20 protein-coding genes and 2 tRNA genes are annotated in these 20,838 nt (G+C 54.7%); 11 read left to right on the forward strand and 11 right to left on the reverse strand.

The window, feature by feature from the left end; genetic code table 11:
* Positions 1 to 10 precede the first annotated feature (10 nt).
* On the forward strand, positions 11 to 1,273 hold the full coding sequence (clpX, locus tag HY36_RS16230) for an ATP-dependent Clp protease ATP-binding subunit ClpX (protein ID WP_035555104.1): 1,263 nt from the start codon (positions 11 to 13) through the stop codon (positions 1,271 to 1,273).
* A gap of 173 nt (positions 1,274 to 1,446) precedes the next feature.
* Here clpX and glnA read toward each other — a convergent pair whose 3' ends face one another.
* On the reverse strand, positions 1,447 to 2,856 hold the full coding sequence (gene glnA / locus HY36_RS16235) for a type I glutamate--ammonia ligase (protein ID WP_370171250.1): 1,410 nt from the start codon (positions 2,854 to 2,856) through the stop codon (positions 1,447 to 1,449).
* A 60-nt stretch (positions 2,857 to 2,916) separates the two neighbouring features.
* Positions 2,917 to 3,255, reverse strand: a complete 339-nt coding sequence (locus HY36_RS16240; protein ID WP_027837435.1) for a P-II family nitrogen regulator — start codon at positions 3,253 to 3,255, stop codon at positions 2,917 to 2,919.
* A gap of 355 nt (positions 3,256 to 3,610) precedes the next feature.
* Between HY36_RS16240 and HY36_RS16245 the strand changes: the two genes are divergently transcribed.
* The 4 genes from HY36_RS16245 (at position 3,611) to HY36_RS16260 (ending at position 6,662) form a co-directional block, all read left to right on the forward strand.
* On the forward strand, positions 3,611 to 4,150 hold the full coding sequence (locus HY36_RS16245) for a histidine phosphatase family protein (RefSeq protein ID WP_035555110.1): 540 nt from the start codon (positions 3,611 to 3,613) through the stop codon (positions 4,148 to 4,150).
* 9 nt (positions 4,151 to 4,159) lie between these two features.
* Positions 4,160 to 5,602 (forward strand): NAD(P)H-hydrate dehydratase, encoded by a 1,443-nt coding sequence (locus HY36_RS16250; RefSeq protein WP_035555112.1) that lies wholly within the window; start codon positions 4,160 to 4,162, stop codon positions 5,600 to 5,602.
* A gap of 66 nt (positions 5,603 to 5,668) precedes the next feature.
* Positions 5,669 to 5,753: transfer RNA gene (locus HY36_RS16255), tRNA-Leu, on the forward strand.
* A 111-nt stretch (positions 5,754 to 5,864) separates the two neighbouring features.
* Positions 5,865 to 6,662, forward strand: coding sequence for a crotonase/enoyl-CoA hydratase family protein (locus HY36_RS16260; RefSeq protein ID WP_035555115.1), 798 nt, complete (start codon positions 5,865 to 5,867; stop codon positions 6,660 to 6,662).
* On the opposite strand, the gene HY36_RS16265 is transcribed toward HY36_RS16260, so the two are convergent.
* Together HY36_RS16265 and HY36_RS16270 are read right to left on the reverse strand one after the other, a co-directional pair.
* Positions 6,659 to 7,858: a CaiB/BaiF CoA transferase family protein gene (locus tag HY36_RS16265; protein ID WP_035555118.1), complete on the reverse strand. Its 1,200-nt coding sequence runs from the start codon at positions 7,856 to 7,858 to the stop codon at positions 6,659 to 6,661. The two genes, HY36_RS16260 and HY36_RS16265, sit on opposite strands and share 4 nt — an antisense overlap.
* 110 nt (positions 7,859 to 7,968) lie before the next feature.
* Positions 7,969 to 8,058 (reverse strand) — tRNA-Ser (locus HY36_RS16270).
* 278 nt (positions 8,059 to 8,336) lie between these two features.
* On the opposite strand from HY36_RS16270, the gene HY36_RS16275 reads away from it, so the two are divergent.
* The 6 genes from HY36_RS16275 to HY36_RS16300 all read left to right on the forward strand — a co-directional run bounded on the left by HY36_RS16275 (position 8,337) and on the right by HY36_RS16300 (position 13,941).
* A complete protein-coding gene (locus HY36_RS16275; RefSeq protein WP_162176018.1) occupies positions 8,337 to 9,503 on the forward strand; it encodes a septal ring lytic transglycosylase RlpA family protein in 1,167 nt (388 codons plus the stop codon).
* 119 nt (positions 9,504 to 9,622) lie between these two features.
* Entirely contained in the window at positions 9,623 to 10,774 is a 1,152-nt protein-coding gene (locus tag HY36_RS16280) for a D-alanyl-D-alanine carboxypeptidase family protein (protein ID WP_035555123.1), read from the forward strand.
* On the forward strand, positions 10,767 to 11,423 hold the full coding sequence (tmk, locus tag HY36_RS16285; protein WP_051602896.1) for a dTMP kinase: 657 nt from the start codon (positions 10,767 to 10,769) through the stop codon (positions 11,421 to 11,423). The genes HY36_RS16280 and tmk overlap by 8 nt, the downstream gene beginning before the upstream one ends.
* Positions 11,420 to 12,355: a DNA polymerase III subunit delta' gene (locus HY36_RS16290; RefSeq protein WP_051602897.1), complete on the forward strand. Its 936-nt coding sequence runs from the start codon at positions 11,420 to 11,422 to the stop codon at positions 12,353 to 12,355. Before tmk ends, HY36_RS16290 begins: the two co-directional genes overlap by 4 nt.
* A 9-nt stretch (positions 12,356 to 12,364) precedes the next feature.
* Positions 12,365 to 13,138: a TatD family hydrolase gene (locus HY36_RS16295; RefSeq protein ID WP_035555126.1), complete on the forward strand. Its 774-nt coding sequence runs from the start codon at positions 12,365 to 12,367 to the stop codon at positions 13,136 to 13,138.
* On the forward strand, positions 13,138 to 13,941 hold the full coding sequence (locus HY36_RS16300; protein ID WP_035555130.1) for an MBL fold metallo-hydrolase: 804 nt from the start codon (positions 13,138 to 13,140) through the stop codon (positions 13,939 to 13,941). Before HY36_RS16295 ends, HY36_RS16300 begins: the two co-directional genes overlap by 1 nt.
* 209 nt (positions 13,942 to 14,150) lie before the next feature.
* On the opposite strand, the gene HY36_RS16305 is transcribed toward HY36_RS16300, so the two are convergent.
* The 7 genes from HY36_RS16305 to HY36_RS16335 form a co-directional block, all read right to left on the reverse strand.
* Positions 14,151 to 15,074: a biotin-dependent carboxyltransferase family protein gene (locus HY36_RS16305; protein WP_162176019.1), complete on the reverse strand. Its 924-nt coding sequence runs from the start codon at positions 15,072 to 15,074 to the stop codon at positions 14,151 to 14,153.
* 7 nt (positions 15,075 to 15,081) lie between these two features.
* The gene (locus HY36_RS16310; RefSeq protein WP_051602899.1) at positions 15,082 to 15,708 is read right to left on the reverse strand and encodes a 5-oxoprolinase subunit B family protein; all 627 of its coding nucleotides are present in this window, start codon (positions 15,706 to 15,708) and stop codon (positions 15,082 to 15,084) included.
* Positions 15,705 to 16,469 carry a 5-oxoprolinase subunit PxpA gene (gene pxpA / locus HY36_RS16315; RefSeq protein ID WP_035555135.1) on the reverse strand — a complete coding sequence of 255 codons (765 nt, stop codon included), beginning with the start codon at positions 16,467 to 16,469 and terminating at the stop codon, positions 15,705 to 15,707. Before pxpA ends, HY36_RS16310 begins: the two co-directional genes overlap by 4 nt.
* Positions 16,466 to 17,674, reverse strand: coding sequence for an Nramp family divalent metal transporter (locus HY36_RS16320; RefSeq protein ID WP_035555367.1), 1,209 nt, complete (start codon positions 17,672 to 17,674; stop codon positions 16,466 to 16,468). The genes pxpA and HY36_RS16320 overlap by 4 nt, the downstream gene beginning before the upstream one ends.
* 42 nt (positions 17,675 to 17,716) lie before the next feature.
* The gene (gene lpdA, locus HY36_RS16325; RefSeq protein ID WP_035555138.1) at positions 17,717 to 19,132 is read right to left on the reverse strand and encodes a dihydrolipoyl dehydrogenase; all 1,416 of its coding nucleotides are present in this window, start codon (positions 19,130 to 19,132) and stop codon (positions 17,717 to 17,719) included.
* On the reverse strand, positions 19,129 to 19,371 hold the full coding sequence (locus HY36_RS18475) for a hypothetical protein (RefSeq protein WP_155842007.1): 243 nt from the start codon (positions 19,369 to 19,371) through the stop codon (positions 19,129 to 19,131). The genes lpdA and HY36_RS18475 overlap by 4 nt, the downstream gene beginning before the upstream one ends.
* A 140-nt stretch (positions 19,372 to 19,511) precedes the next feature.
* On the reverse strand, positions 19,512 to 20,837 hold the full coding sequence (locus tag HY36_RS16335) for a pyruvate dehydrogenase complex dihydrolipoamide acetyltransferase (protein ID WP_035555144.1): 1,326 nt from the start codon (positions 20,835 to 20,837) through the stop codon (positions 19,512 to 19,514).
* Between the last annotated feature and the right edge of the window lies 1 nt (position 20,838).

Genomic DNA, 20,838 nt, shown 5'->3' on the forward strand with positions numbered 1-20,838 from the left:
TGAGGACGGCATGACAAAACAAAATGGCTCAGGCGATTCCAAGAACACGCTCTACTGTTCGTTCTGTGGAAAAAGCCAGCATGAAGTAAAGAAGCTGATTGCCGGCCCGACCGTGTTCATCTGCGATGAATGCGTTGAACTGTGCATGGACATCATTCGCGAAGAGAACAAGACCTCAATGGTCCGCTCTCGTGAAGGCGTGCCTACGCCGCAAGAGATCTGCGACGTGCTGGATGACTATGTCATCGGGCAGACGCACGCAAAACGTATTCTGTCCGTTGCGGTTCACAACCATTACAAGCGCCTGTCTCACGCTGGGAAGACCGACGGGGTTGAGCTCTCCAAGTCCAACATTTTGTTGGTAGGACCAACCGGTTGCGGCAAGACGCTGCTTGCACAAACGCTTGCGCGCATTCTGGACGTACCATTCACCATGGCGGATGCGACCACGCTTACCGAGGCTGGGTATGTTGGTGAGGACGTTGAAAACATCGTTCTCAAGCTGTTGCAGGCCGCTGACTACAACGTCGAGCGTGCGCAACGTGGCATCGTTTATATTGATGAGATCGACAAGATTTCCCGTAAGTCCGACAATCCGTCGATAACGCGCGATGTGTCTGGCGAGGGTGTCCAGCAAGCGCTTCTTAAGATTATGGAAGGCACTGTTGCCGCTGTTCCGCCACAGGGTGGTCGCAAGCACCCACAGCAGGAATTCCTGCAGGTCGACACGACGAACATTCTTTTCATTTGCGGCGGCGCATTTGCCGGGCTCGACAAAATCATTTCCTCACGCGGTGAGGGAGCCTCCATCGGATTTGGCGCATCCATAAAAGATTCGGAAGAGCGCGGTGTTGGTGAAATTCTTCGCAATACCGAGCCGGAAGACCTTCAGCGCTTCGGGCTCATTCCGGAGTTCATCGGGCGTTTGCCTGTGATCGCAACGCTCGAAGACCTGGATGAGAAGGCGCTTATCAAAATCCTAACAGAGCCGAAGAATGCTCTCCTGAAACAGTATCAGAAGCTGTTCGATATGGAGAATGTTGAGCTTACCTTCACACCCGAAGCGCTCACGGCAGTCGCCCGTCGGGCGATCGCTCGTAAAACCGGCGCTCGGGGACTACGCTCCATCATGGAAGGTATTTTGCTTGATACGATGTTTGAGCTGCCAAATCTGCGCGGTGTAGAAGAGGTCGTGATCAATGGCGAAGTGGTAGAGGGGAATTCAGAGCCGCTCTACGTGCACGCCAAGAAGAGCCAACCTGAAGCAGGCTGACCTCTCAACGATTTTTGTAACGTTGAAAACGCCCTGATCGATTGATCGGGGCGTTTTCTTGTATACGGGCCTGTTGAGCTTAGAGCCCGTCTTTTCTCGAATATCTGATAAAGAAGAGGCCGGTATCTTGCGATACCGGCCTCTACAAGGGTTAGAGGAGAGAGAACAGGCCCCTAGACCTTGTAGTACATGTCGAATTCCACCGGATGCGGGTGGAGTTCATAGCGCATGTTCTCTTCCATCTTGAGCTCAATATAAGCATCGATCTGGTCGTCATCGAACACGCCGCCCTTGGTAAGGAATGTACGGTCTGCATCGAGCGCTGCAAGCGCTTCTCGCAGTGAGCCGCACACTTGCGGGATCGACTTCGCCTCTTCAGGCGGCAGATCATAGAGGTCTTTGTCCATCGCGTCGCCAGGATGGATCTTGTTCTCGATGCCATCGAGGCCAGCCATGAGCAGGGCAGCGAAAGCGAGATACGGGTTCGCGGTCGGGTCCGGGAAGCGCGTTTCGATACGCTTTGCTTTCGGATTGGAACCGAATGGGATCCGGATGGAAGCAGAACGGTTGCGAGCCGAATAGGCAAGCATAACCGGAGCTTCATAACCTGGAACCAGGCGCTTGTAGCTGTTCGTTGAAGGGTTGGTCAGAGCATTCAGCGCGCGAGCGTGCTTGATGATGCCGCCGATGTAATAAAGGCAGGTCTCAGAAAGGCCGGCATACTGGTCGCCCGCGAACAATGGCTTGCCGCCGGACCAGATGGACTGATGAACGTGCATACCAGAGCCATTGTCGGCAAACATTGGCTTCGGCATGAATGTCGCTGTCTTGCCGTACGAAGCCGCCACGTTGTGGATGACATATTTGTACAGCTGAAGGCGGTCAGCCATCGTTGTAAGGGTTGAGAACTTCAGACCAAGCTCATGCTGTGCCGGAGCCACCTCATGGTGATGCTTCTCTGGGTGTAGGCCAATGTCACCCATAACGGACAGCATTTCTGAACGCATGTCCTGCTCAGAGTCGACTGGCGGTACCGGGAAATATCCACCCTTCGGACCCGGGCGGTGACCCATGTTGCCCATTGGGTATTCTTTATCCGTATTTGCCGGCAGCTCGGTCGAGTCGAAGCTGTATCCTGTCTTGTGTGGATCGGTGGACCAACGGACATCGTCAAAAACAAAGAATTCCGCTTCTGGGCCGAAGAACACGGTGTCGCCAACGCCGCTCGACTTTACATAGGCTTCTGCCTTCTTGGCGGTCGTGCGCGGGTCGCGATTGTATGCCTGTCCGGAGATCGGATCGAGAATATCGCACATCACTGCCAGCGTTGTCTGCTGGAAGAACGGGTCAATGATCGCACTGCTGGTGTCAGGCATGAGAACCATGTCGGACTCGTTGATGGCTTTCCAGCCAGCAACAGATGATCCGTCGAACATTTGGCCCTCGGTGAAGAAGTCATCTTCGACCATGTCCTTATGGAAAGACACGTGCTGCATCTTGCCGCGCGGGTCCGTAAAGCGAAGGTCGACGTACTGAACGTCTTCATCCTTCATGAGTTTAAGCAGATTTTCGGCCATTGGAATTTGCCCTCCAGTAAACAGCTCTTTTTCGTATGGGTATTCGTAATTAAACGCGCAGCCTTTTTACAGGGCTGCGTCGCCTGTTTCGCCGGTGCGGATTCTGACCGCATCGGTGATGTCAGAGATGAAGATCTTGCCGTCGCCAATCTTATCGGTGTGGGCGGCTTTCTTGATCGCATCCACGGCACCTTCGACTGCAGAGTCAGCCAAAACGATCTCGATTTTCAGCTTCGGAAGGAAGTCGACCACGTATTCTGCGCCGCGATACAATTCAGTGTGTCCGCGCTGACGACCAAAGCCTTTTGCTTCAACAACGGTCATGCCTTGCAAGCCAATTTCCTGCAGCGCTTCTTTCACATCATCCAGTTTGAAAGGTTTGATGATCGCCTCGATTTTTTTCATGGCCCGTGTCTCCCAGCCGGTTGGTTTGTGTAAGCAACGGGTATGCGCCTTCTTTGATTGAAGCGAGACCCATAGGGACACTTAGCATCACGTTGCGTTTGCGTGATCAGATTTTGGACTTCACTGCATCGAAATTGCGCATTTTATAGGCGCATGCCCCGGAAGTGTTGAAGAAACAAGCTCGGTTGGGAACCGCCTTCAAGCCTGATAATTGCGCAGATACTCGGTAGTAAGCCGATATCGGTTTGAAATCAGTCTCCCGATGGGCCAAGCAAAGCATCTGGGAAGGCCCAGAGTCTGGCGAGCACGCTATCATTGGGCAAAAAGAATCGATCTGCGATCAGAAGGGGGAAATATGCTGTATTTGATCCGACACGGCGAAGCTGCGGCCGGCTGGGGGAATCACCCCGACCCTGACCTTAGCGACCTTGGACGTCGTCAAGCGGATGCCGTAGCTCACGAACTCGAGGCGTTTGGCATCCAGCACATCATATCAAGCCCAATGAAAAGGTGCCGACAAACGGCACGTCCTCTGGAAGAGCGACTAGATATTGACGCAGAAGTCGTAAACGAAGTTTCAGAGATACTGACACCCCCGGGAATTGAGGATCGCGTAGCCTGGCTTCGTGATTTCATGGGCGGGACGTGGGCCTCTGAAGCAAAATCGCATGTTGAGTGGCGTGATGCGATCGTTCGCAAACTACTTATCATTCCAGATAATACAGCGGTGTTCAGCCACTTCGTCGCCATTAATGCGGTCGTGAGCAAATTGCAGAACAGGCCGGAGGCGCGCGTTTTCAGTCCTACATATTGCTCCGTCACTGTGCTGAAGCGCGTCGGGGATCAACTGGAAGTACAGCGATTAGGGAGCGAATCTGAAACTCGCGTGCTATGAGCCAGTCTTATGGGCAGACCTATACTTACACCGCAGGAAATGCGGGCCGCTGAAGAGAAGCTCTTTTCGACCGGCGTGGACAGCTTCAAGTTGATGCAGCAGGCAGGCAATGCCGTTGCAGAATTCGTGCATGCAAATTGGCCCGAGGGGAGGATACAGGTTCTTTGTGGTCCCGGCGGAAATGGCGGAGACGGATTTGTGGCTGCAGCCGCGCTCGCCAAACTCTGGCGAGATGTCGACGTTTATTGTCTTGTGCCAGCCGAAAAGCTTGAAGGAGACTCCGCTAAAGCAGCTGCTGAATGGGGCGATGAGATCAAGCCGCTTGAAGCTGCATTGGATGCGCCACATGACATCGTCCTGGATGCCCTCTTCGGAGGTGGGCTTTCCCGACCACTGGAAGGAGCAGCTGAAAAACTGGCAGCGCGCGGCGGGCGAGTCATTTCGATAGATGTGCCTTCGGGAATTCATGGCGAGTTGGCAAAGCCTTTGGGTGCGTGTTTCCGCGCCGAAGGCACGATCACCTTCGCAGCACTCCGCCCAGCACATGTGTTGATGCCGAGTGCCGCGTATTGTGGCGGCGTGTTCGTGGCAGATATTGGAGTGCCGGTCCAAACCAGTCTTTTGGAGAACTCCCCTTTGTTGTGGGGACGTAGGCTTCCTCAACCGGGGCAGGGCAGCCACAAGCACGCGCGCGGGCATCTGGCAGTCGTGAGTGGCAACATTATCTCCACAGGCGCCGCGCGCCTCGCAGGTCGCGCTGGTCTTCGCGCAGGCGCGGGCCTCGTCACAATGTTATCCCCGCCCGACGCTATCGCTGTAAATGCCAGCCATTTGACGGCGGTCATGCTGAAGGAAGTCGCAGATGCTGAGCAATTGCGCGCAGCCATCGAGTCGGCGAGTGTCGTGATTTTGGGGCCTGCTGCTGGCATCAACACCTCAACCAGGGAAAATGTGGAATGCTTGCTCTCGTCAAATTGCAGAGCCGTGCTGGATGCAGATGCTTTGACAGTTTTTTCTGATGATCCTGGAGCGTTCTTCAAACAACTTCGACCAGATGATTTGATCACGCCCCATATCGGTGAATTCAACAGACTGTTTGGCGACCTCTTGGAAACGGAGCCGAATAAAGTCGAAGCCACAAGAAAGGCTGCGCAACTTGCGGGGTGCGTCGTTCTTTTGAAAGGGCCGGATACGGTGATTGCCCGCCCAGACGGACCTGCAATCGTTAACACTCATGCGACGCGCTGGCTTGCCACTGCGGGATCGGGCGATGTTCTTGCCGGTATCGCGGGCGGTCTGATTGCTCAGGGTGTTGATACGTTCACAGCAGCCGCCATGGCAAGCTGGCTTCACGGTGAGGCGGGAAGGCGTATCGGAGCTGGCTTGATCGCAGAGGATCTGGAGGCAGAACTTCCCGATATTCTTAGCAGCCTCCACGGCGAACATCTCTAATTTCGCAGCATATTGGCCTTATGGGAGTTGAAGCGTTGGGAGAGCTCGCGTAGGAACACGCGTCATGCGGATGTGGCGGAATTGGTAGACGCACTGGATTTAGGTTCCAGCGCTGCAAGGCGTGGAGGTTCGAGTCCTCTCATCCGCACCACTTTTCCAAATCGACAGTGCGTCACCGCGCGGAAAACGGCCGATTGGCCGATGGACATATCCTGCGTCTCCTGCCAGCTAGGGCTGTAGAAAACGCGGAGGATTTCCAGACATGTCTATTGTGACAACAGAGAAGCGCGGATCCATCATGATCCTGACGCTAAATCGCCCGGATAGCTTGAACGCGCTTGGCGCCGAAGGCGACGGAACCGCGATTGCAGCCGCCTGCAACGACATTGTGGCGGACCCGAGCATCCGATGTGTGATCCTGACAGGCGCAGGCCGGGCATTCTCTGCGGGCGGGGATGTTAAGGCTATGAAAGAAGGAACAGGGGCGTTCGGTGGCGCGCCGCATGACATCCGTGAAGGGTATCGCCGAAATATCCACCTGATTGTGAAGTCTCTTTATAATCTTGAAGTCCCGATGATTGCCGCAGTCAACGGACCAGCTATTGGGCTTGGGTGCGACGTCGCTTGCATGGCGGACATTCGGATCGCATCTGATCGCGCGAAAATGGGCGTAACGTTCCTCAAATTAGGTCTCATTCCCGGCGATGGTGGTGCTTGGTTGCTGCCACGCTTGATCGGTTCATCACGTGCCGCTGAGCTTCTGTTTACTGGGAAGGTCATTGACGCCGCTACAGCAGAGGAGTGGGGGCTCGTGTCGAAGGTTGTGCCTGGCGACAGCCTGATGGATGAGGCGATCGCGCTGGCCGAACAGATTGCCGCTCAGCCGCCGCAAGCCCTGCGCCTTGCCAAGACACTGATGCGCCATGGCACGAATTCTTCCTACGAGACGATTATGGAGATGTCGGCTGCCTCTCAGGCCCTCATGCACAAGACAGAGGACCATATGGAGGGTGTCGACGCGATTCTCGAAAAACGCAGCCCGGAATTCAAAGGTCGCTAGTAAACAATTCCATCGGAGTAGAGAGACTTGATGGTCTCGGCCGACAGGCCGAGGCCGCCAAGCACATCCGCTGTGTGCTGGCCAAGCGCAGGTGAGGGGCCCTTGGGGCCGTCGTCAGCGCCAGGGAAGCGAACTGGAGACGCAGGCGACGCATATGTTGAGCCGTCGCCCTTCGCACTGGGAGTCTGAACAATAGCGCCTGCCGCGATGGCTTGTGGATCTTTTGCGACTTCCGCGAGTGTTTGTACCGGTGCCCAAGCAAGCGACTCCGCGTCTAGGCGTTTCGCCATTTCTGCTTTGTCGAACTTCCCGAATCCTTCGTCCAGAATATCTACGACTTCGGCTTTGTTCTTTCGGCGTGCTTTGGCAGATGTGAAGCGCTCATCTTCTATCAATTCTTCCCGGCCAATGGCGCGACATATGGGCCCCCAATCGACTTCTCCCTGACGAGACACAAGGCAGATCCAACTTCCATCTTTTGTCTCGAAGAAGTTGGTGATCGGCACGTTTTGCTCATGACGAGTCTTGGTCGATGCAACACGATCAAAGAATAGCTGGATCGCGAAATCAGATCCCAGAGCATACAAACCAGCGCGAAAGAGAGAAGCTTCGACCAATCTTCCCTTGCCGGTTCTGCCAGCTTCAACGAGCGCGGCGCAAATACCTGCGGCGGCGGACATGGACGTTGTGTGATCTCCGAAAGCGGTGCGAAGCGCAAAAAGATCCTCGCCCTTGGGGACGGTCAGCCGCGCTACGCCTGTGCGGCTCCAGAAGCTGGCAATGTCAAAGCCAGGGCGATTGGCATCTGGCCCCTGCAGGCCATACCCAGTCAGGGAGCAGTAAACGAGTTTCGGATTGATCTCTTTCAAACTGTCATAGTCGAGGCCAGACCGTTCCAGACCGCCAGGCCGTACGTTGGTCAGAAAAACGTCTGCGTCTGCAACGAGCTTTCGGACGAGTTCCTGACCTTTAGGCTTCGACGTGTCGACAACGATGGATTTTTTGCCGCGATTGTCGAAATCAAAAACTGGATTGTCCGCAATGTCTGTGCCGATAGTTTTAAAGAACAAGCGGATAGGGTCGCCGCCGGGGGGCTCGATTTTGACAACATCCGCGCCCCAGTCGCTGAGGATCGAGCCTGCGCCCGGTGCCGCCATATAGGTGGCATATTCAACGACTTTGATTCCTTCGAGCATGTTTCCTCCAGAGCTTCTAATTTTCGAGACTCTTGCAGGATGCTGTGACGAATGACCAGCCTTACGAAAGGTCACCTGATGGCGGTTCGTCGGGTTTTGACAGATTGGAGTGGCGGAGGAAGAGGGATTCGAACCCCCGGAGCCCGCGAAGGCTCAACGGTTTTCAAGACCGCCGCATTCAACCACTCTGCCATTCCTCCAGCGTCCCGGTGTTTCCACTACGCGCTTCGATTTTGCAAGCCCCGATCTGCGAATGGCTACTCTGGGCAAATTGTAAACGACCACCTAATATCATGATGAGAAATCGCTGAGCGAGTTCATGCTGTGTCCACCTTAGCGTGGTAAACGGATCAGGTACGGCAGAAAAGCCGGACGTTCAGGCGCAAAGCGCCGACACGAAACTCAGAATGAGGTGACATCGCGAATGCGCGTGCCAAAGACCAAGGTTCAAGACCGCCTTCCCGCCCTTTTTGCAAGTATGATTGCCGCTGCCGCGAGCGCGTCGCCCGCATTGGCGGACGCTGCTCCGATCGTCTACAAATCCGTATCTGACAGTGGTCGTGTCGCCGCCGAACGTCAGACCGTGTTTATCACGCCGGATCAGGCCCGCCCCAATGCCGACAAGGCGCGGGCGAGAGTTCAATTTAGCTATCCCGGATCGAACGCTCCACCACAGGCCAATCAAGCGGTTGAGCCCACATCGGGCGATAGTCCACATCCAGTTCGCGAATACGCCAGTATCAGCATGCCTATTCCATCGTCTGCTGCTCCCGTAGTTGCGGAGGTGGCTGCTCTAAAGGCTTTTGATCCGCGTGCAGCGGCACGAGAAGTCGCTGCGCAGCGCGAACCATCCTCAGTTGAGGTTTCACCTCTCGCAACGCTTGCTAAAACTCGCACGCCGGAGCCGAAAGAGCAGGGGATTCAGAATCAGCCGCCTCTTGCCGAACCTCGGACCATTACGCCTGATGCCGTGCCGGTCTTTGACCAGACGGGTGCAGCGACTGTCTTCGGTGACGAGTTCCAGGGCCTGCCTACTGCTAATGGAGAGTTGTTCGACCAATCCGAGCTCATGGCGGCTCATCCGAGCCTGCCTTTGCCGAGCCTGGTTCAGGTCGTGAATTTGGACACGAATGCGGAAGTTGTGGTTCGGGTAAACGACCGCGGACCGTTCGAGGATGGAGCAATGCTTCAGGTATCAGAGCGTGCTGCGACCGAACTCGGAATGGCCGGGGCAGGGCGTTTGAATGTTCGAGTCCGCTATCTTGGCCCTGCTCCGATAGCCACGCCGAAGCCACAGTCGGCGCAACTCGCACATAATACAAATACGCATGCCGCTCGCGCAGAAACATTTCAGGTGCAGCCGACGAATGTTTCCGACAATCGAAACACGCAGGCTTATCAGCCGGTTTCTGTTGGAAATTACTTCGTGCAAGTGGGTGCGTTCTCTCAAATTGGGAATGCAGAAAGCCTGATTGATAAAATGCCGGCGAATGTAAGCGCACAAATTGATCCAGCCCGCGTAAACGGAGCGGACTTTTTCAGAGTACGTGTTGGTCCATTCTCAAATCGTGATGCGGCTGACCGGACGCGTGATGATTTAGCCCGGCAAGGACTTGCAAATAGCCGCGTGGTTGCTCGCAACTGATAGTCCTGCAACACAGGCACCATTGACGCACATCACAAACCGGCCCTTTTTCCTGTATACGCTGGGAAAGGGCCGGATTTTGTTTCGGCCTTCCGATCAAATCCTTCCGGAGGCTTTATATGCTGCGAACGCCAAAGATTCTGACAGCCTGCGCATTGGCAGTCTTTGCGACGGGTGCTGCTCAGGCCCAGATCATGGATACGCCTGCGAGCCATGCCGTGATCATGGATCACGAGACTGGCACCATTCTTTATTCGAAAAACGGATCAGAGCCGATGATCCCTGCTTCGATGACAAAGATGATGACTGCGTTTCTCGTGTTTGAGCTCATTGAGCGTGGCGAGATATCACTCACCGACAAATTCACCGTCAGCGAAGATGCTTGGCGCCGTGGTGGGTTTCCATCAGGAACGTCGACCATGGGGCTGGCACCGGGTGATACGCCGACCGTCGAAGAATTGCTGCATGGTGTTATCATCATGTCTGGCAATGATGCGTGTATCGTACTGGCTCAAGGCATCTCAGGTTCTGAAGAAGCTTTCGCGCGTCGTATGACTGCCCTTGCCCACGAACTTGGAATGAACTCGGCAAACTTTGTAAATACGACTGGTCTCGAAGGTGTCGGCCACGTCGTGTCCGCTGAAGACCTTGCCAAGATGGCGAAACTGACAATCGACAAGTACCCGCAATACTACGACTGGTACGACATGCCCGACTACACATGGCGGGAGTACACTCAGGCAAATCGCAACCCGATTCTCAGTATTGAGGGCGTAGATGGCCTCAAGACCGGCCACCTTGAAGTATCAGGTTATGGCCTGACAGCGTCTGCCGTCAGAGACGGTGTACGCAGGACCATTGTTATCAATGGTCTGGACAGCATGGCGGAACGAGGCCGCGAAGGCGAACGTATGATGCGCATGGCCTTTCAAAGCTATGATTTGAAAGTCATCACGCCAGAAAGCGTCGAATTGCCTGCAGTCAAAGTCTGGTTGGGACAGCAACAGACTGTCCCGGTTTCACTGGCTGACAAGATGACAATAGCTGGTCACAAGGCTGCACTGGAAAAAGCGAAAACGGAGATCGTGCTGGACAGCGCACTGCAAGCTCCGGTCAAATCTGGCGACACAATCGGAACGCTCGTTGTTACTATTGAAGGACAGAGTCCGATTGAAGCGCCGATTGTCGCTGAAGCAAACGTGAAGAAGCTCGGTTTCTTTGGCAGGGCGGTTGAAGGTTTGAGCCAATTAATTGCAGGCTCCGATGGCTGAGCTAGAACCGCTCAGGTTCATTACGCTTGAGGGCGGCGAAGGCGTTGGCAAATCCACGCTGCAACGCGCCCTGGCCGAGCGCCTGAACAGTCATGGGTTTGACGTCATCACGACGCGTGAGCCTGGGGGAACCCCCTTGGCGGAAGCTGTGCGCGAGCTAGCCTTGCATCCTCCCGAAAATGACAGTTGGTCGGCGATGAGTGAGGCGTTGCTGATGAATGCGGCGCGAAGCGATCATCTTGAAAAGCTCATTCGCCCAGCGCTACGGGTGGGTAAATGGGTGATTTGTGACCGGTTTGCAGATTCGACCCGCGTGTATCAGAGCGTGAAGGGCGGTGTATCAACCGACATCCTTTCATCAATGGAAGCAACAGTGCTTGGCGAAACCCGGCCGGGCCTGACTTTGGTGCTTGATGCACCTCTGGAGACTACGGCCGGCCGGCGTTCCGCCCGAAACGGACCCAGCGATGCGTTCGAGCAGCGAGACCACGCATTCCACAATGCCGTCAGGCAAGGATTTGTCGCAATTGCGCGAGCAGAGCCGGAGCGATGCCATTTGATTGACGCCGCGTGTAGCGAGACAGAAGTATTTGTTGCAGCGTGGTCGCAAATTGTCGCCAAGTATAAACTCGGAGAATTGGTCCGATGAATATTGCGTGGCCACTCTACGGGCACGAGGCTGCGCAAGCGTCATTTCTGGCGTCTGCAACCTCAGCAAAGCTTCACCATGGATGGTTGATAGAAGGGCCGTCTGGAATCGGAAAAGCCACTCTGGCCAACCGATTGGCAGCTTATATGCTGGGCGCGCGCGGTCCGGATAATGCGCCGTTGCACGCTGCGACGACTGACCCTGTTGCTCGAATTTGCCTTGCGGGTGGACATCCGGATCTACGGACGGTCCATAGAGAACTGAACGACAAGGGCAAGCTTCGTCAGGATATCGCAGTCGATCAAATTCGCGATTTGTCGCAATTCTTTTCTCTCAAGCCGGCTCAAGGTGGCTGGCGCGTCGGCATTATTGATTCTCTGGATGAACTGAATCGAAATGGCGCGAACGCTCTACTGAAAACGCTCGAAGAGCCACCGGCCAACAGCATTCTGTTTTTGGTGAATCACGGAACTACGCCCATCCTGCCAACGATCAGATCGCGATGCAGAGTGCTGCGTCTGACAACACTGAGTGAGGATGATACGAAACGCACATTGGACTCTGCGGGTGCGTCGGCAGACGCGCTAGCATTGTCCAAAGGCCGGCCCGGACTTGGGCTGCGGCTCTCCACGCCGTCCGGACTTGCTGCGGCTCATGCAGCCAAAGTGCTGGTTCGAAGTCTGCCGAGACCCAATGACGGGCTGGTTACTGACGCGTTGCAATCTGCTAGCGCTGACGAGACGGCCATGGAGGCCTTTCAGGAAGAAATCCTGGCGTGGCTTGCAAGTAAGGCCGAACAGGAACCAGCGGCAGCGACTGCGTGGCTCAACATCTCAAGGCTTGCCGGTGAAGCGCGCGCCTTGAAAATGGATCCGGCACAAACAGCTTCGAAGCTGATTGCAGGGCTTTATAGTGCGGCGCGTTCGCACTAAGTCGTTGGCATGTTTGACACTCATGTAAATCTCCACGGCGAAACATATAAAGATGACCTGGGTGAAGTGCTGGAGCGCGCTAGCACAGCGGGTGTCGGGCGTATGCTTGCCATTTGCGACAGGCTCGACAATTTCGAAGCGGTGCGTTCGATTGCGCACACGCATGAGAATATTTGGTGCTCTGTCGGTGTTCATCCGCATCACAGCAAGGATTTTACCGACCTCAGCGTCTCCGACCTCGTGACTCGGGCCGAGGACGAGCGCGTTGTGGCGATCGGTGAGACCGGCCTGGATTTTCACTATGGTTACAGCGCCGAGGGCGATCAGGTGAAAAGCCTGCGCTCACATATACAGGCAGCGCGCGAAACAGGTTTACCACTCATCCTGCATACGCGGGAAGCTGATGACATGATGGGCGATATTCTGGAGGAAGAGCACGCTCAAGGCGGCTTCGTGCCGTTACTCCATTGCTACACGGGCGGTGCACGATTGGCCAGAAGAGGGTTGGACCTAGGCGGATTTGTTTCGGTGTCAGGTATCTTGTCGTTCAAGAGCGCGAGCGAAGTTCGGGAGGTCATTTCTGATGTCCCAATGGACAGGCTGATCCTTGAGACCGATTGTCCGTATCTTGCGCCAGTGCCGATGCGCGGCCGCCGAAATGAGCCTTCCTATCTCGTTCATGTCGCGGAGGCTCTCGCTGCTCTGAAAGGCCTGCCTCTTGAGCGTGTGCTGGAGGAAACAACGCAGAACGCCCTCAAGCTTTTTTCCAGGGTCCCTAACTGATGGGTTATGGCGCGTTCACGCTGCTTGGAACCGGATCGTCTGGTGGCGTTCCGCGTGTTGGTGGCGACTGGGGCGCATGTGACCCAAAGGAGCCAAAAAACCGGCGCCTGAGGTGTTCGGCACTCGTGCAGTCGTTCAATGATACAGGACTGTCCACCAACGTTCTGATTGATACGTCGCCTGATCTTCGTGAACAGATGCTTCGGCAGAATGTGAAGCATCTGGATGCAATTCTTTATACGCATGACCATGCGGACCAAAGTCATGGTATCGATGACGTGCGCCCGTACTTTATTCGCCAGCGAAAGCCTATTCCGACACATATGAGTGCAGAGTCCAAGCGCACTTTGATGAACCGATTTTCGTATTGTTTCGAGGGGAAGGGAGGCTATCCATCTATTCTAGCGGCGCAACCGAACCTTGAGCCTTTAACGAAAGTGACCATCGCAGGTGCCGGCAATTCTGTGGAAGTCATTCCGGTTGATATGGAGCATGGTCGTATCCGGTGCCTGGGATTTCGGTTCGGCAATCTCGCCTATTGCAATGATGTAAACGCCTTGCCCGAAAGCACTCTGGAGGCGCTGCAGGGGGTCGATACGTTCGTCGTGGACGCTCTGCGCTACACGCCACACCCATCTCACGCAAATCTTGATCAGGCGCTCGAATGGGTAGACCAAATTAAGCCGCAATTGACCGTTTTGACGAATATGCATGTGGAAATGGACTACCACACGCTATTGAAAGAACTACCTGAAGGCGTGGTACCAGGCTACGATGGAATGCGCCTTGAATTCATTGGATAATCGATGAACATAATTTCCCATAATGATGATTATGCGATCTTCAGTTCGAAACCTGCGGTCGCCTCAACACTCGAGTTTGCATTCTTGCCGACGGTGAACCTGAGACTTCAGATTGTCTCCGCACCGGCATTGGACGAGCGGTACATAAGTACATCTGTCCTGATATCCTGGATTAGAACTCTGTTTACGAATTCGCGCCCCCTGCTCAGCTACCAATTCACTTCGCCGACCCAATCTTTAAGCAGTGCATTTTTCTGAGCCAGGTCTGCGCGCGCCTGTTCTGCTGACCTTCGAAGAAATATTATCGAGTCATCTGGTCGAACTTGACCAAGTAGGTGACGGTCGGACTTGTTCACTTGGAGAACATGCGGATATCCGCCTGTCGTCTGGCAGTCTGGAAGAAGAAGGAAGCCCCTACCCTTTGGCGGTAGTTGCAGAGCGCCCGGAAATATAGCGGCACTTGGTAAGTTCTCTTGTGTGTCAGGTTTTGGAAAGTAACCGTCAAGCTCTATGCCTATGCGGCTTGCACGGCGTGTAACGGTGTACTGGGTGGTCCACAGCGAATTTAAGTCTTCGGAATAGTCCGGACCTTCCGTTGACCGCAGCGCGTAACTGTTTCCGAGCGTGAGAATGAGATTGGTCGGTGTTTCGAAAATCGGTGGTGCCGGCACATCAATTTTGACCTCCAGGACATCCCCCTTCTGCAAGGCACGCCCAGACAGTCCTCCTAGTTTTGCCGGCATATATGTCGACGTACTTCCGAGAAACTCTTCCGCACGAAATTCGCCCGCTACCGCAACATAGAATCGGAGGCCTGCGGACGGCCTACCGATTTCGACAACATCTCCTGCATTGATTGGCAATGTGGTGTGGAAACGACGAAGGGAGCCATTTACCGAGACCGGAGCCACGGCGCCGGTTATTGCGATTGAGGCGTTCCGTTCGAAAACAGCGGCAAACGGACCATAAGTCACCTCAATGCAAGTTCCATCTGGACGATTGCCTACAAGGCGATTTGCAAGAGACATTGATAAAGGATCTGCCGCTCCGGCAGCCGGCATCCCAAACTGACGAAATCCCCCTCTGGGGGCTCCTTGCAGCGACGCTTGAGGGCCCGGATCAAGAATGCGCATTACCATTCTAAACCCATTCTATCTGAAGACCTAAGCCAGGCTTGATCAGAAATGGGTCTGACTTCGATTCATCGAAAAGAAGCGCGGCCGTCCTGCCAATAATTGGCCAACCGCCTGGACCATCCAACGCGTATATTCCGAGGTGTCCGCTTATAAACCCGACTGATCCTGCTTTTACCAGTTGGCGAGGATGTTCCAGGCGCGTGCCCTCGAGTTGCGGATCGACACCATCTACATAAGCAAAGCCGGGCGCAAAACCCAGCATATCCACACGCAGATTTGACCTTTGAATGCGTTCCAGAAACTCGATTATCGAGCAGTCATTTCTTTCTGCGCACTCAGCAAGGTCCGGAGCATTGCCGTCGTTTGTCTGGATCTTTAGAGTTCTCATTCCGTGTGCAACACTTGCGGAACCGAGATCTGATACCTCAACATCCCTCAGCCTACGAGCTACTTCGGTTGGACTGATAATGAGAGGATCAAATTGGACTGTGACGCTCCGTTTGCCAACGACAATTTCCGCCCAATTTCCGGATCTGCGCAGAAAGTCGGCAAGCTGAAATCGCTCTTCCGGCTGTGACACTGTTATTCGTATCGCATCATCACCAATGAACTGCAGATCACGCGCAGTCATTGCGGAAGATGCGCTTTGATTTCGATTTTTCTTGTCTGCAGCGCCTCCCTTATGCCGAGGGCGGACTGGATTGCTCCGGCCGTGTCGCCATGCAAGCAAATGGTCTCTACAGGAAGTGAAATCATGCTTCCATCTCGAGTCGTGACACATCCTTCTTCCGAGATGTGCAAGACTTGAGCGACTTGTTCTTGCACTGATGTCAATACAGAGCCGGGCTCTGCACGTGGGACCAATGAGCCATCCGAACTATACTGTCTGTCCGCGAAACCTTCTGCCACGAAATCGAGACCTGCTTCGAGTGCCACTTTGCGCAGAACAGAGTTCGGCGGTCCGATAACTGCGCGAATACGGTTTTGATGAGCAATGCGAACTACGATTTGTGCCAGATCCGCATCCTTCGCAGAGTCATTGTAAAGAGCACCATGTGGCTTCAGGTGGTCGAGTACGACGCCTTGCAGCCTGGCGAGACTCGAGAGCGTGCGGACTTGTTGGCGTAGTGACGCCTCAAGATCTTCAGGAGACAGGCTGACAGAAATGCGTCCAAAGTTCTTTTTATCTGGATAGGATGGATGCGCACCTGCAACTACGCCTCGGGCCTTCGCTGCCTTAAGCGTGGCGCGCATGCTATCTTCGTCGCCTGCGTGCCCTCCACATGCGATGCTGCAGCGGCTAACGACGTCCAGAATGGCGCGGTCAAGCGCACGACCAGTTTCACCTGGTAATTCGCCAATATCAGAATTCAGGCAAATCGTGCGGCTCATGGCCAGACATTTAAGGCTCTCAGGATCAGACGCAAGCCGAGACCAAAAGTAATTATAACGACAAGACTGCCCAGAACGTTCGACAATGTCGAGTTCACATACGTCCCAAGCAGTTTGGCTCTGTTCATGGCGACCAGCAGGAAAGTCGCCACGATGGGTAGGATCAGCCCGTTCGCGATCTGCGCAATCAGGATCACTTCCACCGGCCTGACACCGATCAGCGCAACAATGGTCCCAATCAGCAATACCGTTAGTGCTATGATCCGAAACTGCCAACCATCCCGGCGAAGCCCCCCAAACTCGGTCAGAGCATATGCCGTCGCCAGGGGCGCGGTGATCGAAGATGAAAGACCCGCGCCAAACAAGCCAATTCCGACAAGGTATTTGGCTGCGACACCAAACGCGGGCTCAACGGAAATAGCCATGTCTGCTGCTGACGAGACGCTGATGCCCGATCCGAAAAGTGCAGACGCGGCAGTCGACAAGATCAGGATCGATATAATTCCGCCCAAACCTACAGAGGTGATAGTGTCTGTTCTTGCCGCTTTCGTGGCTTGAGTTGTTCCATGAGGCCACTTATCGCGAACTGTGGAAGCGTGGAGAAACAAATTGTACGGCACAATGGTTGTACCGATCAGCGCAACAGCCGTCAGCAATCCACCACTCGGAATGGAGGGAATGAACCCGCGGGCCAAGGCGCTGAGATCCGGGCGGGTAATGACGACGCTGCCGATGAAGGCCGCGCTCATCATCACGACAAGTGCAATCAATAACTTTTCGATGTGTTTGTAATGGCCAAAGGCCAGGAACACAGCTGCAATCACGCTGAGACAAATGACGACAAGCTTATGTGTCCCGGCCCCACCATTGAGTAGCGCCTCAATGCCCAATGCACCGCCGGTGAGATTTCCTGCCTCATAAGCTGAGTTACCAACAGCCAAGGCCGCAACGCCCAGACTAATGATTGCCCATCGCGCAATTGGGCCGTTCTCTGGCGACGTCATAGCGGCGGCTAGCCCTTTGCCCGACACTATGCCCAAGCGGGCCGCCATCTCTTGCAGGATAATTGTGGAAACTGTCGCGAATGCCAGCGCCCATATCAATGCAAAGCCAAAATTGGCGCCTGCGACGGTACAGGCGGTAACCGTTCCGGGACCAATGAAGCCGGCTACTACCAGCGCTCCAGGTCCGACGCTCAACTTCATGATATGCTCCCCGGTGTAGGCGTCGCCGCACCGGGGCGACAATTATATGTGAATCACGCGACCTTCAGCATCGAGAACGGATTCGTGCATGCTTTCTGAGATGGTCGGATGCGGGAAGATGGTGTGCGCGAGATCCTGTTCCGTCAACTCGCCCTGACGAGCAATCACGTATCCTTGGATCAGTTCGGTGACTTCAGCGCCGATCATGTGGGCTCCCAGCAGCTCGCCGGTTTTCTTGTCAAAGATTGTTTTGACCAGTCCTTCAGAAGCACCCATTGCAATGGCCTTGCCGTTACCGATGAATGGAAAACGCCCAACCTTGATTTCGTAGCCTTTTTCCTTGGCGGCTTTCTCTGTCAGACCGACACTGGCCACTTGAGGGTGTGCGTACGTACATCCCGGCACATTCCACGGGTCGAACGGTTCTGCATGATTGGCGCCCGCGATGCCTTCCACGCATACAACACCCTCATGCGATGCCTTATGCGCGAGCCACGGAGGACCTGTAAGGTCCCCGATCGCATACAGTCCTTTCACGCCGGTTCGGCCGAAATTATCTACCTTTACATGGGTCTTCTCGACTTTCACACCGAGCGCCTCGAGACCGAGGTTTTCAACATTCCCGACAATACCGACAGCGAGAATGGCGCGATCGAACTCTTGCTTCTGCTTCTGGCCTGATTTGTCTGTGATCTCGGCTGTCACTGTAGTCTTGCCTGCGGTCAGGTTTTCCACCTTCGCGCCGGTTACGATATTGAGGCCCTGTTTCTTGAAGTCCTTCTCAGCGAGTTTGGATATCTCTTCGTCTTCCACAGGCAAGATGCGGTCCATGACTTCTGCAACCGTCACGTCAGCGCCCAGCTCATGATAGAAGCTCGCAAATTCAATTCCGATTGCGCCAGAACCAATTACGAGAAGGCGTTTTGGCATGACGTCTGGCGTCATGGCTTCGCGATAGGTCCAGATCAGTTTCTTGTCAGCAACGAGACCTGCCTGAGGAATATCTCGCGCCCGCGCGCCAGTCGCGAGCATGACGTGTTTGGCCTGGTAGGAAGTGACTTTCCCATCCTTGTCTTTCACGATCACCTTTGGCGCAGGCTCGCCTTTTTCGAGGCGCGCAGTGCCTTCGATGACGTCGATCTTGTTTTTCTTCATCAAGAACTTCACGCCAGACGACAATTGATTGGCCACGCCGCGGGAACGTTTCACGACCGCATCCAGGTCAAAATCGGCCTTGTCGATTTTGAGGCCGAAATCCTTTGCGTGTTTGGCAAGGTGCAACACTTCTGCAGAACGCAACAGCGCTTTGGTCGGTATACAGCCCCAGTTCAGGCAGATTCCGCCGAGGCTCTCACGCTCAACAATTGCGGTCTTCATACCAAGTTGAGAGGCTCGGATGGCCGACACGTATCCGCCTGGCCCGGAGCCGATCACGATGAGGTCGTACTGGGTGCTCATTGCGTTATTCCTCTCATTTCGTCCCAAGACAGCATGGCCTGAGACACGCGCAGATTTGCGCTTTCGAACATTTCAGGTGTGCAGATATATTCGGGCTCTTCGGCCGAAATCTTGTTCATCATCTCTACGCTTTCGGCCATGATGCTCTCTCGCATCTGCCGGTCGACACCCTCATATCGAAGGTCTTCCATGAAGCTGCCTAACAGATCCGGGCCTTCACGCTCGCAGAGAAGGTTCATTCCTTTTTGTATTGCGAATTCACTCGCAATGTCGCGCATCGCCTCTTCGTTCAGACGTTGCTCTAAAGGCGGCGATATGCGCTCGTCACTGCAGGCAGCCGCAAGCACAAGGCTAATCGCGATCAGCCCGGGGCGAAGCATCAGAGCAACATCGCTTCAGGCGTTTCAACGTATCGCTTGAAGGCTTGCAGCCATTTAGCTCCTTCCGCGCCGCCAATAACGCGGTGATCACAAGTCAGGGTGACGGTCATAACCGTGCGCGCAACGAGATTGCCTTGATTATCTACCACGGCACGCTTTTCACCAGCTCCCACCGAGAGGATCATGCCTTCGGGCGGGTTGATGATGGAGGCGAAGCTTTTGATGCCAAACATGCCGAGATTCGAAATGCTGAAGGTACCGCCGCTATATTCTTGCGGCTTCAGTTTGCGGTCTCGTGCGCGACTGGCAAGATCTTTCATCTCTTCCGATATTTCCGCCAGTCCTTTGGTCTCAGCCTTGAATACAACGGGTGTAATCAATCCACCATCAATCGCAACGGCGACAGATACGTGCGCGTGCTTATGATAGGCGATGCCATTATCTGTGTAAGACGCGTTGCAATCCGGCTCGTCCATAAGCGCCATTGCCGCCGCTTTGATGAGCATGTCATTCACGGACACCTTCACACCTTCAGGAGCGGCCGCGTTGATCGCGGCGCGGCTAGCTAGAAGATGGTCAAGCTCCAGATCTATATTCAGCGGGAAATGCGGCACCTGCATGAAGCTAGTCGTCAAGCGCTTAGCCACTGTTTTGCGCATACCGTCCAGAGGCACAAGTTCGTAGCTATCCGGAGAATATACTCGATCATCAAGAATTTGAGGCAGGATCAACCCATCTGGACGCGCCATTGCCCCCGAAGATGCGTTGGCGGGTGTGGGCTGGGCGTTTTCAACGTCGCGCTTGATTATGCGTCCGCGAGGTCCCGTACCTTTCAGGTCTGAGAGAGTGAGGCCTTTCATATCTGCGATACGCCGCGCAAGAGGGCTGGCCTTGATACGGCCATCCTGTGAGTTTGCAGGTGGTAAGGGCGGCTTTGATACTTGACGTGCTGGTTCTACCGACTTGTCTGATTTCGGCGTCACATCCGATTTTTCCGAAGCGTCAGATTCACCGGATGCTGCAGGCGTATCAGCTTTAGGCGTCTCTTGCTTGGACGATGGCTGAACTGAAGATGCGTCCTCGCCCTCTTCCGCGAGGACCGCAATAACTGCGTTCACTTTCACGCCTTCAGTGCCCGCCTCAACGAGAATCTTGGCGACAACCCCCTCGTCGACAGCTTCGACCTCCATCGTGGCTTTGTCCGTTTCGATCTCTGCGATCACATCACCGGACGAAATTGTATCGCCTTCTTTCACGAGCCATTTCGCGAGCGTGCCTTCCTCCATGGTTGGCGACAAGGCGGGCATTGTGATGTCGATAGCCATA

The sequence above is a fragment of the Hyphomonas atlantica corrig. genome (assembly GCF_000682715.1).
Lineage (GTDB): Bacteria > Pseudomonadota > Alphaproteobacteria > Caulobacterales > Hyphomonadaceae > Hyphomonas > Hyphomonas atlantica.

What these genes read in the sequence shown, in the direction of transcription:
- clpX (WP_035555104.1), top strand. Translation starts at nt 11, where the DNA reads ATGACAAAACAAAATGGCTCAGGCGATTCCAAGAACACGCTCTACTGT.
- HY36_RS16240 (WP_027837435.1), bottom strand. Translation starts at nt 3,255, where the DNA reads ATGAAAAAAATCGAGGCGATCATCAAACCTTTCAAACTGGATGATGTG.
- HY36_RS16245 (WP_035555110.1), top strand. Translation starts at nt 3,611, where the DNA reads ATGCTGTATTTGATCCGACACGGCGAAGCTGCGGCCGGCTGGGGGAAT.
- HY36_RS16250 (WP_035555112.1), top strand. Translation starts at nt 4,160, where the DNA reads ATGGGCAGACCTATACTTACACCGCAGGAAATGCGGGCCGCTGAAGAG.
- HY36_RS16260 (WP_035555115.1), top strand. Translation starts at nt 5,865, where the DNA reads ATGTCTATTGTGACAACAGAGAAGCGCGGATCCATCATGATCCTGACG.
- HY36_RS16265 (WP_035555118.1), bottom strand. Translation starts at nt 7,858, where the DNA reads ATGCTCGAAGGAATCAAAGTCGTTGAATATGCCACCTATATGGCGGCA.
- HY36_RS16275 (WP_162176018.1), top strand. Translation starts at nt 8,337, where the DNA reads ATGATTGCCGCTGCCGCGAGCGCGTCGCCCGCATTGGCGGACGCTGCT.
- HY36_RS16280 (WP_035555123.1), top strand. Translation starts at nt 9,623, where the DNA reads ATGCTGCGAACGCCAAAGATTCTGACAGCCTGCGCATTGGCAGTCTTT.
- tmk (WP_051602896.1), top strand. Translation starts at nt 10,767, where the DNA reads ATGGCTGAGCTAGAACCGCTCAGGTTCATTACGCTTGAGGGCGGCGAA.
- HY36_RS16290 (WP_051602897.1), top strand. Translation starts at nt 11,420, where the DNA reads ATGAATATTGCGTGGCCACTCTACGGGCACGAGGCTGCGCAAGCGTCA.
- HY36_RS16295 (WP_035555126.1), top strand. Translation starts at nt 12,365, where the DNA reads ATGTTTGACACTCATGTAAATCTCCACGGCGAAACATATAAAGATGAC.
- HY36_RS16300 (WP_035555130.1), top strand. Translation starts at nt 13,138, where the DNA reads ATGGGTTATGGCGCGTTCACGCTGCTTGGAACCGGATCGTCTGGTGGC.
- HY36_RS16305 (WP_162176019.1), bottom strand. Translation starts at nt 15,074, where the DNA reads ATGCGCATTCTTGATCCGGGCCCTCAAGCGTCGCTGCAAGGAGCCCCC.
- HY36_RS16310 (WP_051602899.1), bottom strand. Translation starts at nt 15,708, where the DNA reads ATGACTGCGCGTGATCTGCAGTTCATTGGTGATGATGCGATACGAATA.
- pxpA (WP_035555135.1), bottom strand. Translation starts at nt 16,469, where the DNA reads ATGAGCCGCACGATTTGCCTGAATTCTGATATTGGCGAATTACCAGGT.
- HY36_RS16320 (WP_035555367.1), bottom strand. Translation starts at nt 17,674, where the DNA reads ATGAAGTTGAGCGTCGGACCTGGAGCGCTGGTAGTAGCCGGCTTCATT.
- lpdA (WP_035555138.1), bottom strand. Translation starts at nt 19,132, where the DNA reads ATGAGCACCCAGTACGACCTCATCGTGATCGGCTCCGGGCCAGGCGGA.
- HY36_RS18475 (WP_155842007.1), bottom strand. Translation starts at nt 19,371, where the DNA reads ATGAACCTTCTCTGCGAGCGTGAAGGCCCGGATCTGTTAGGCAGCTTC.
- HY36_RS16335 (WP_035555144.1), bottom strand. Translation starts at nt 20,837, where the DNA reads ATGGCTATCGACATCACAATGCCCGCCTTGTCGCCAACCATGGAGGAA.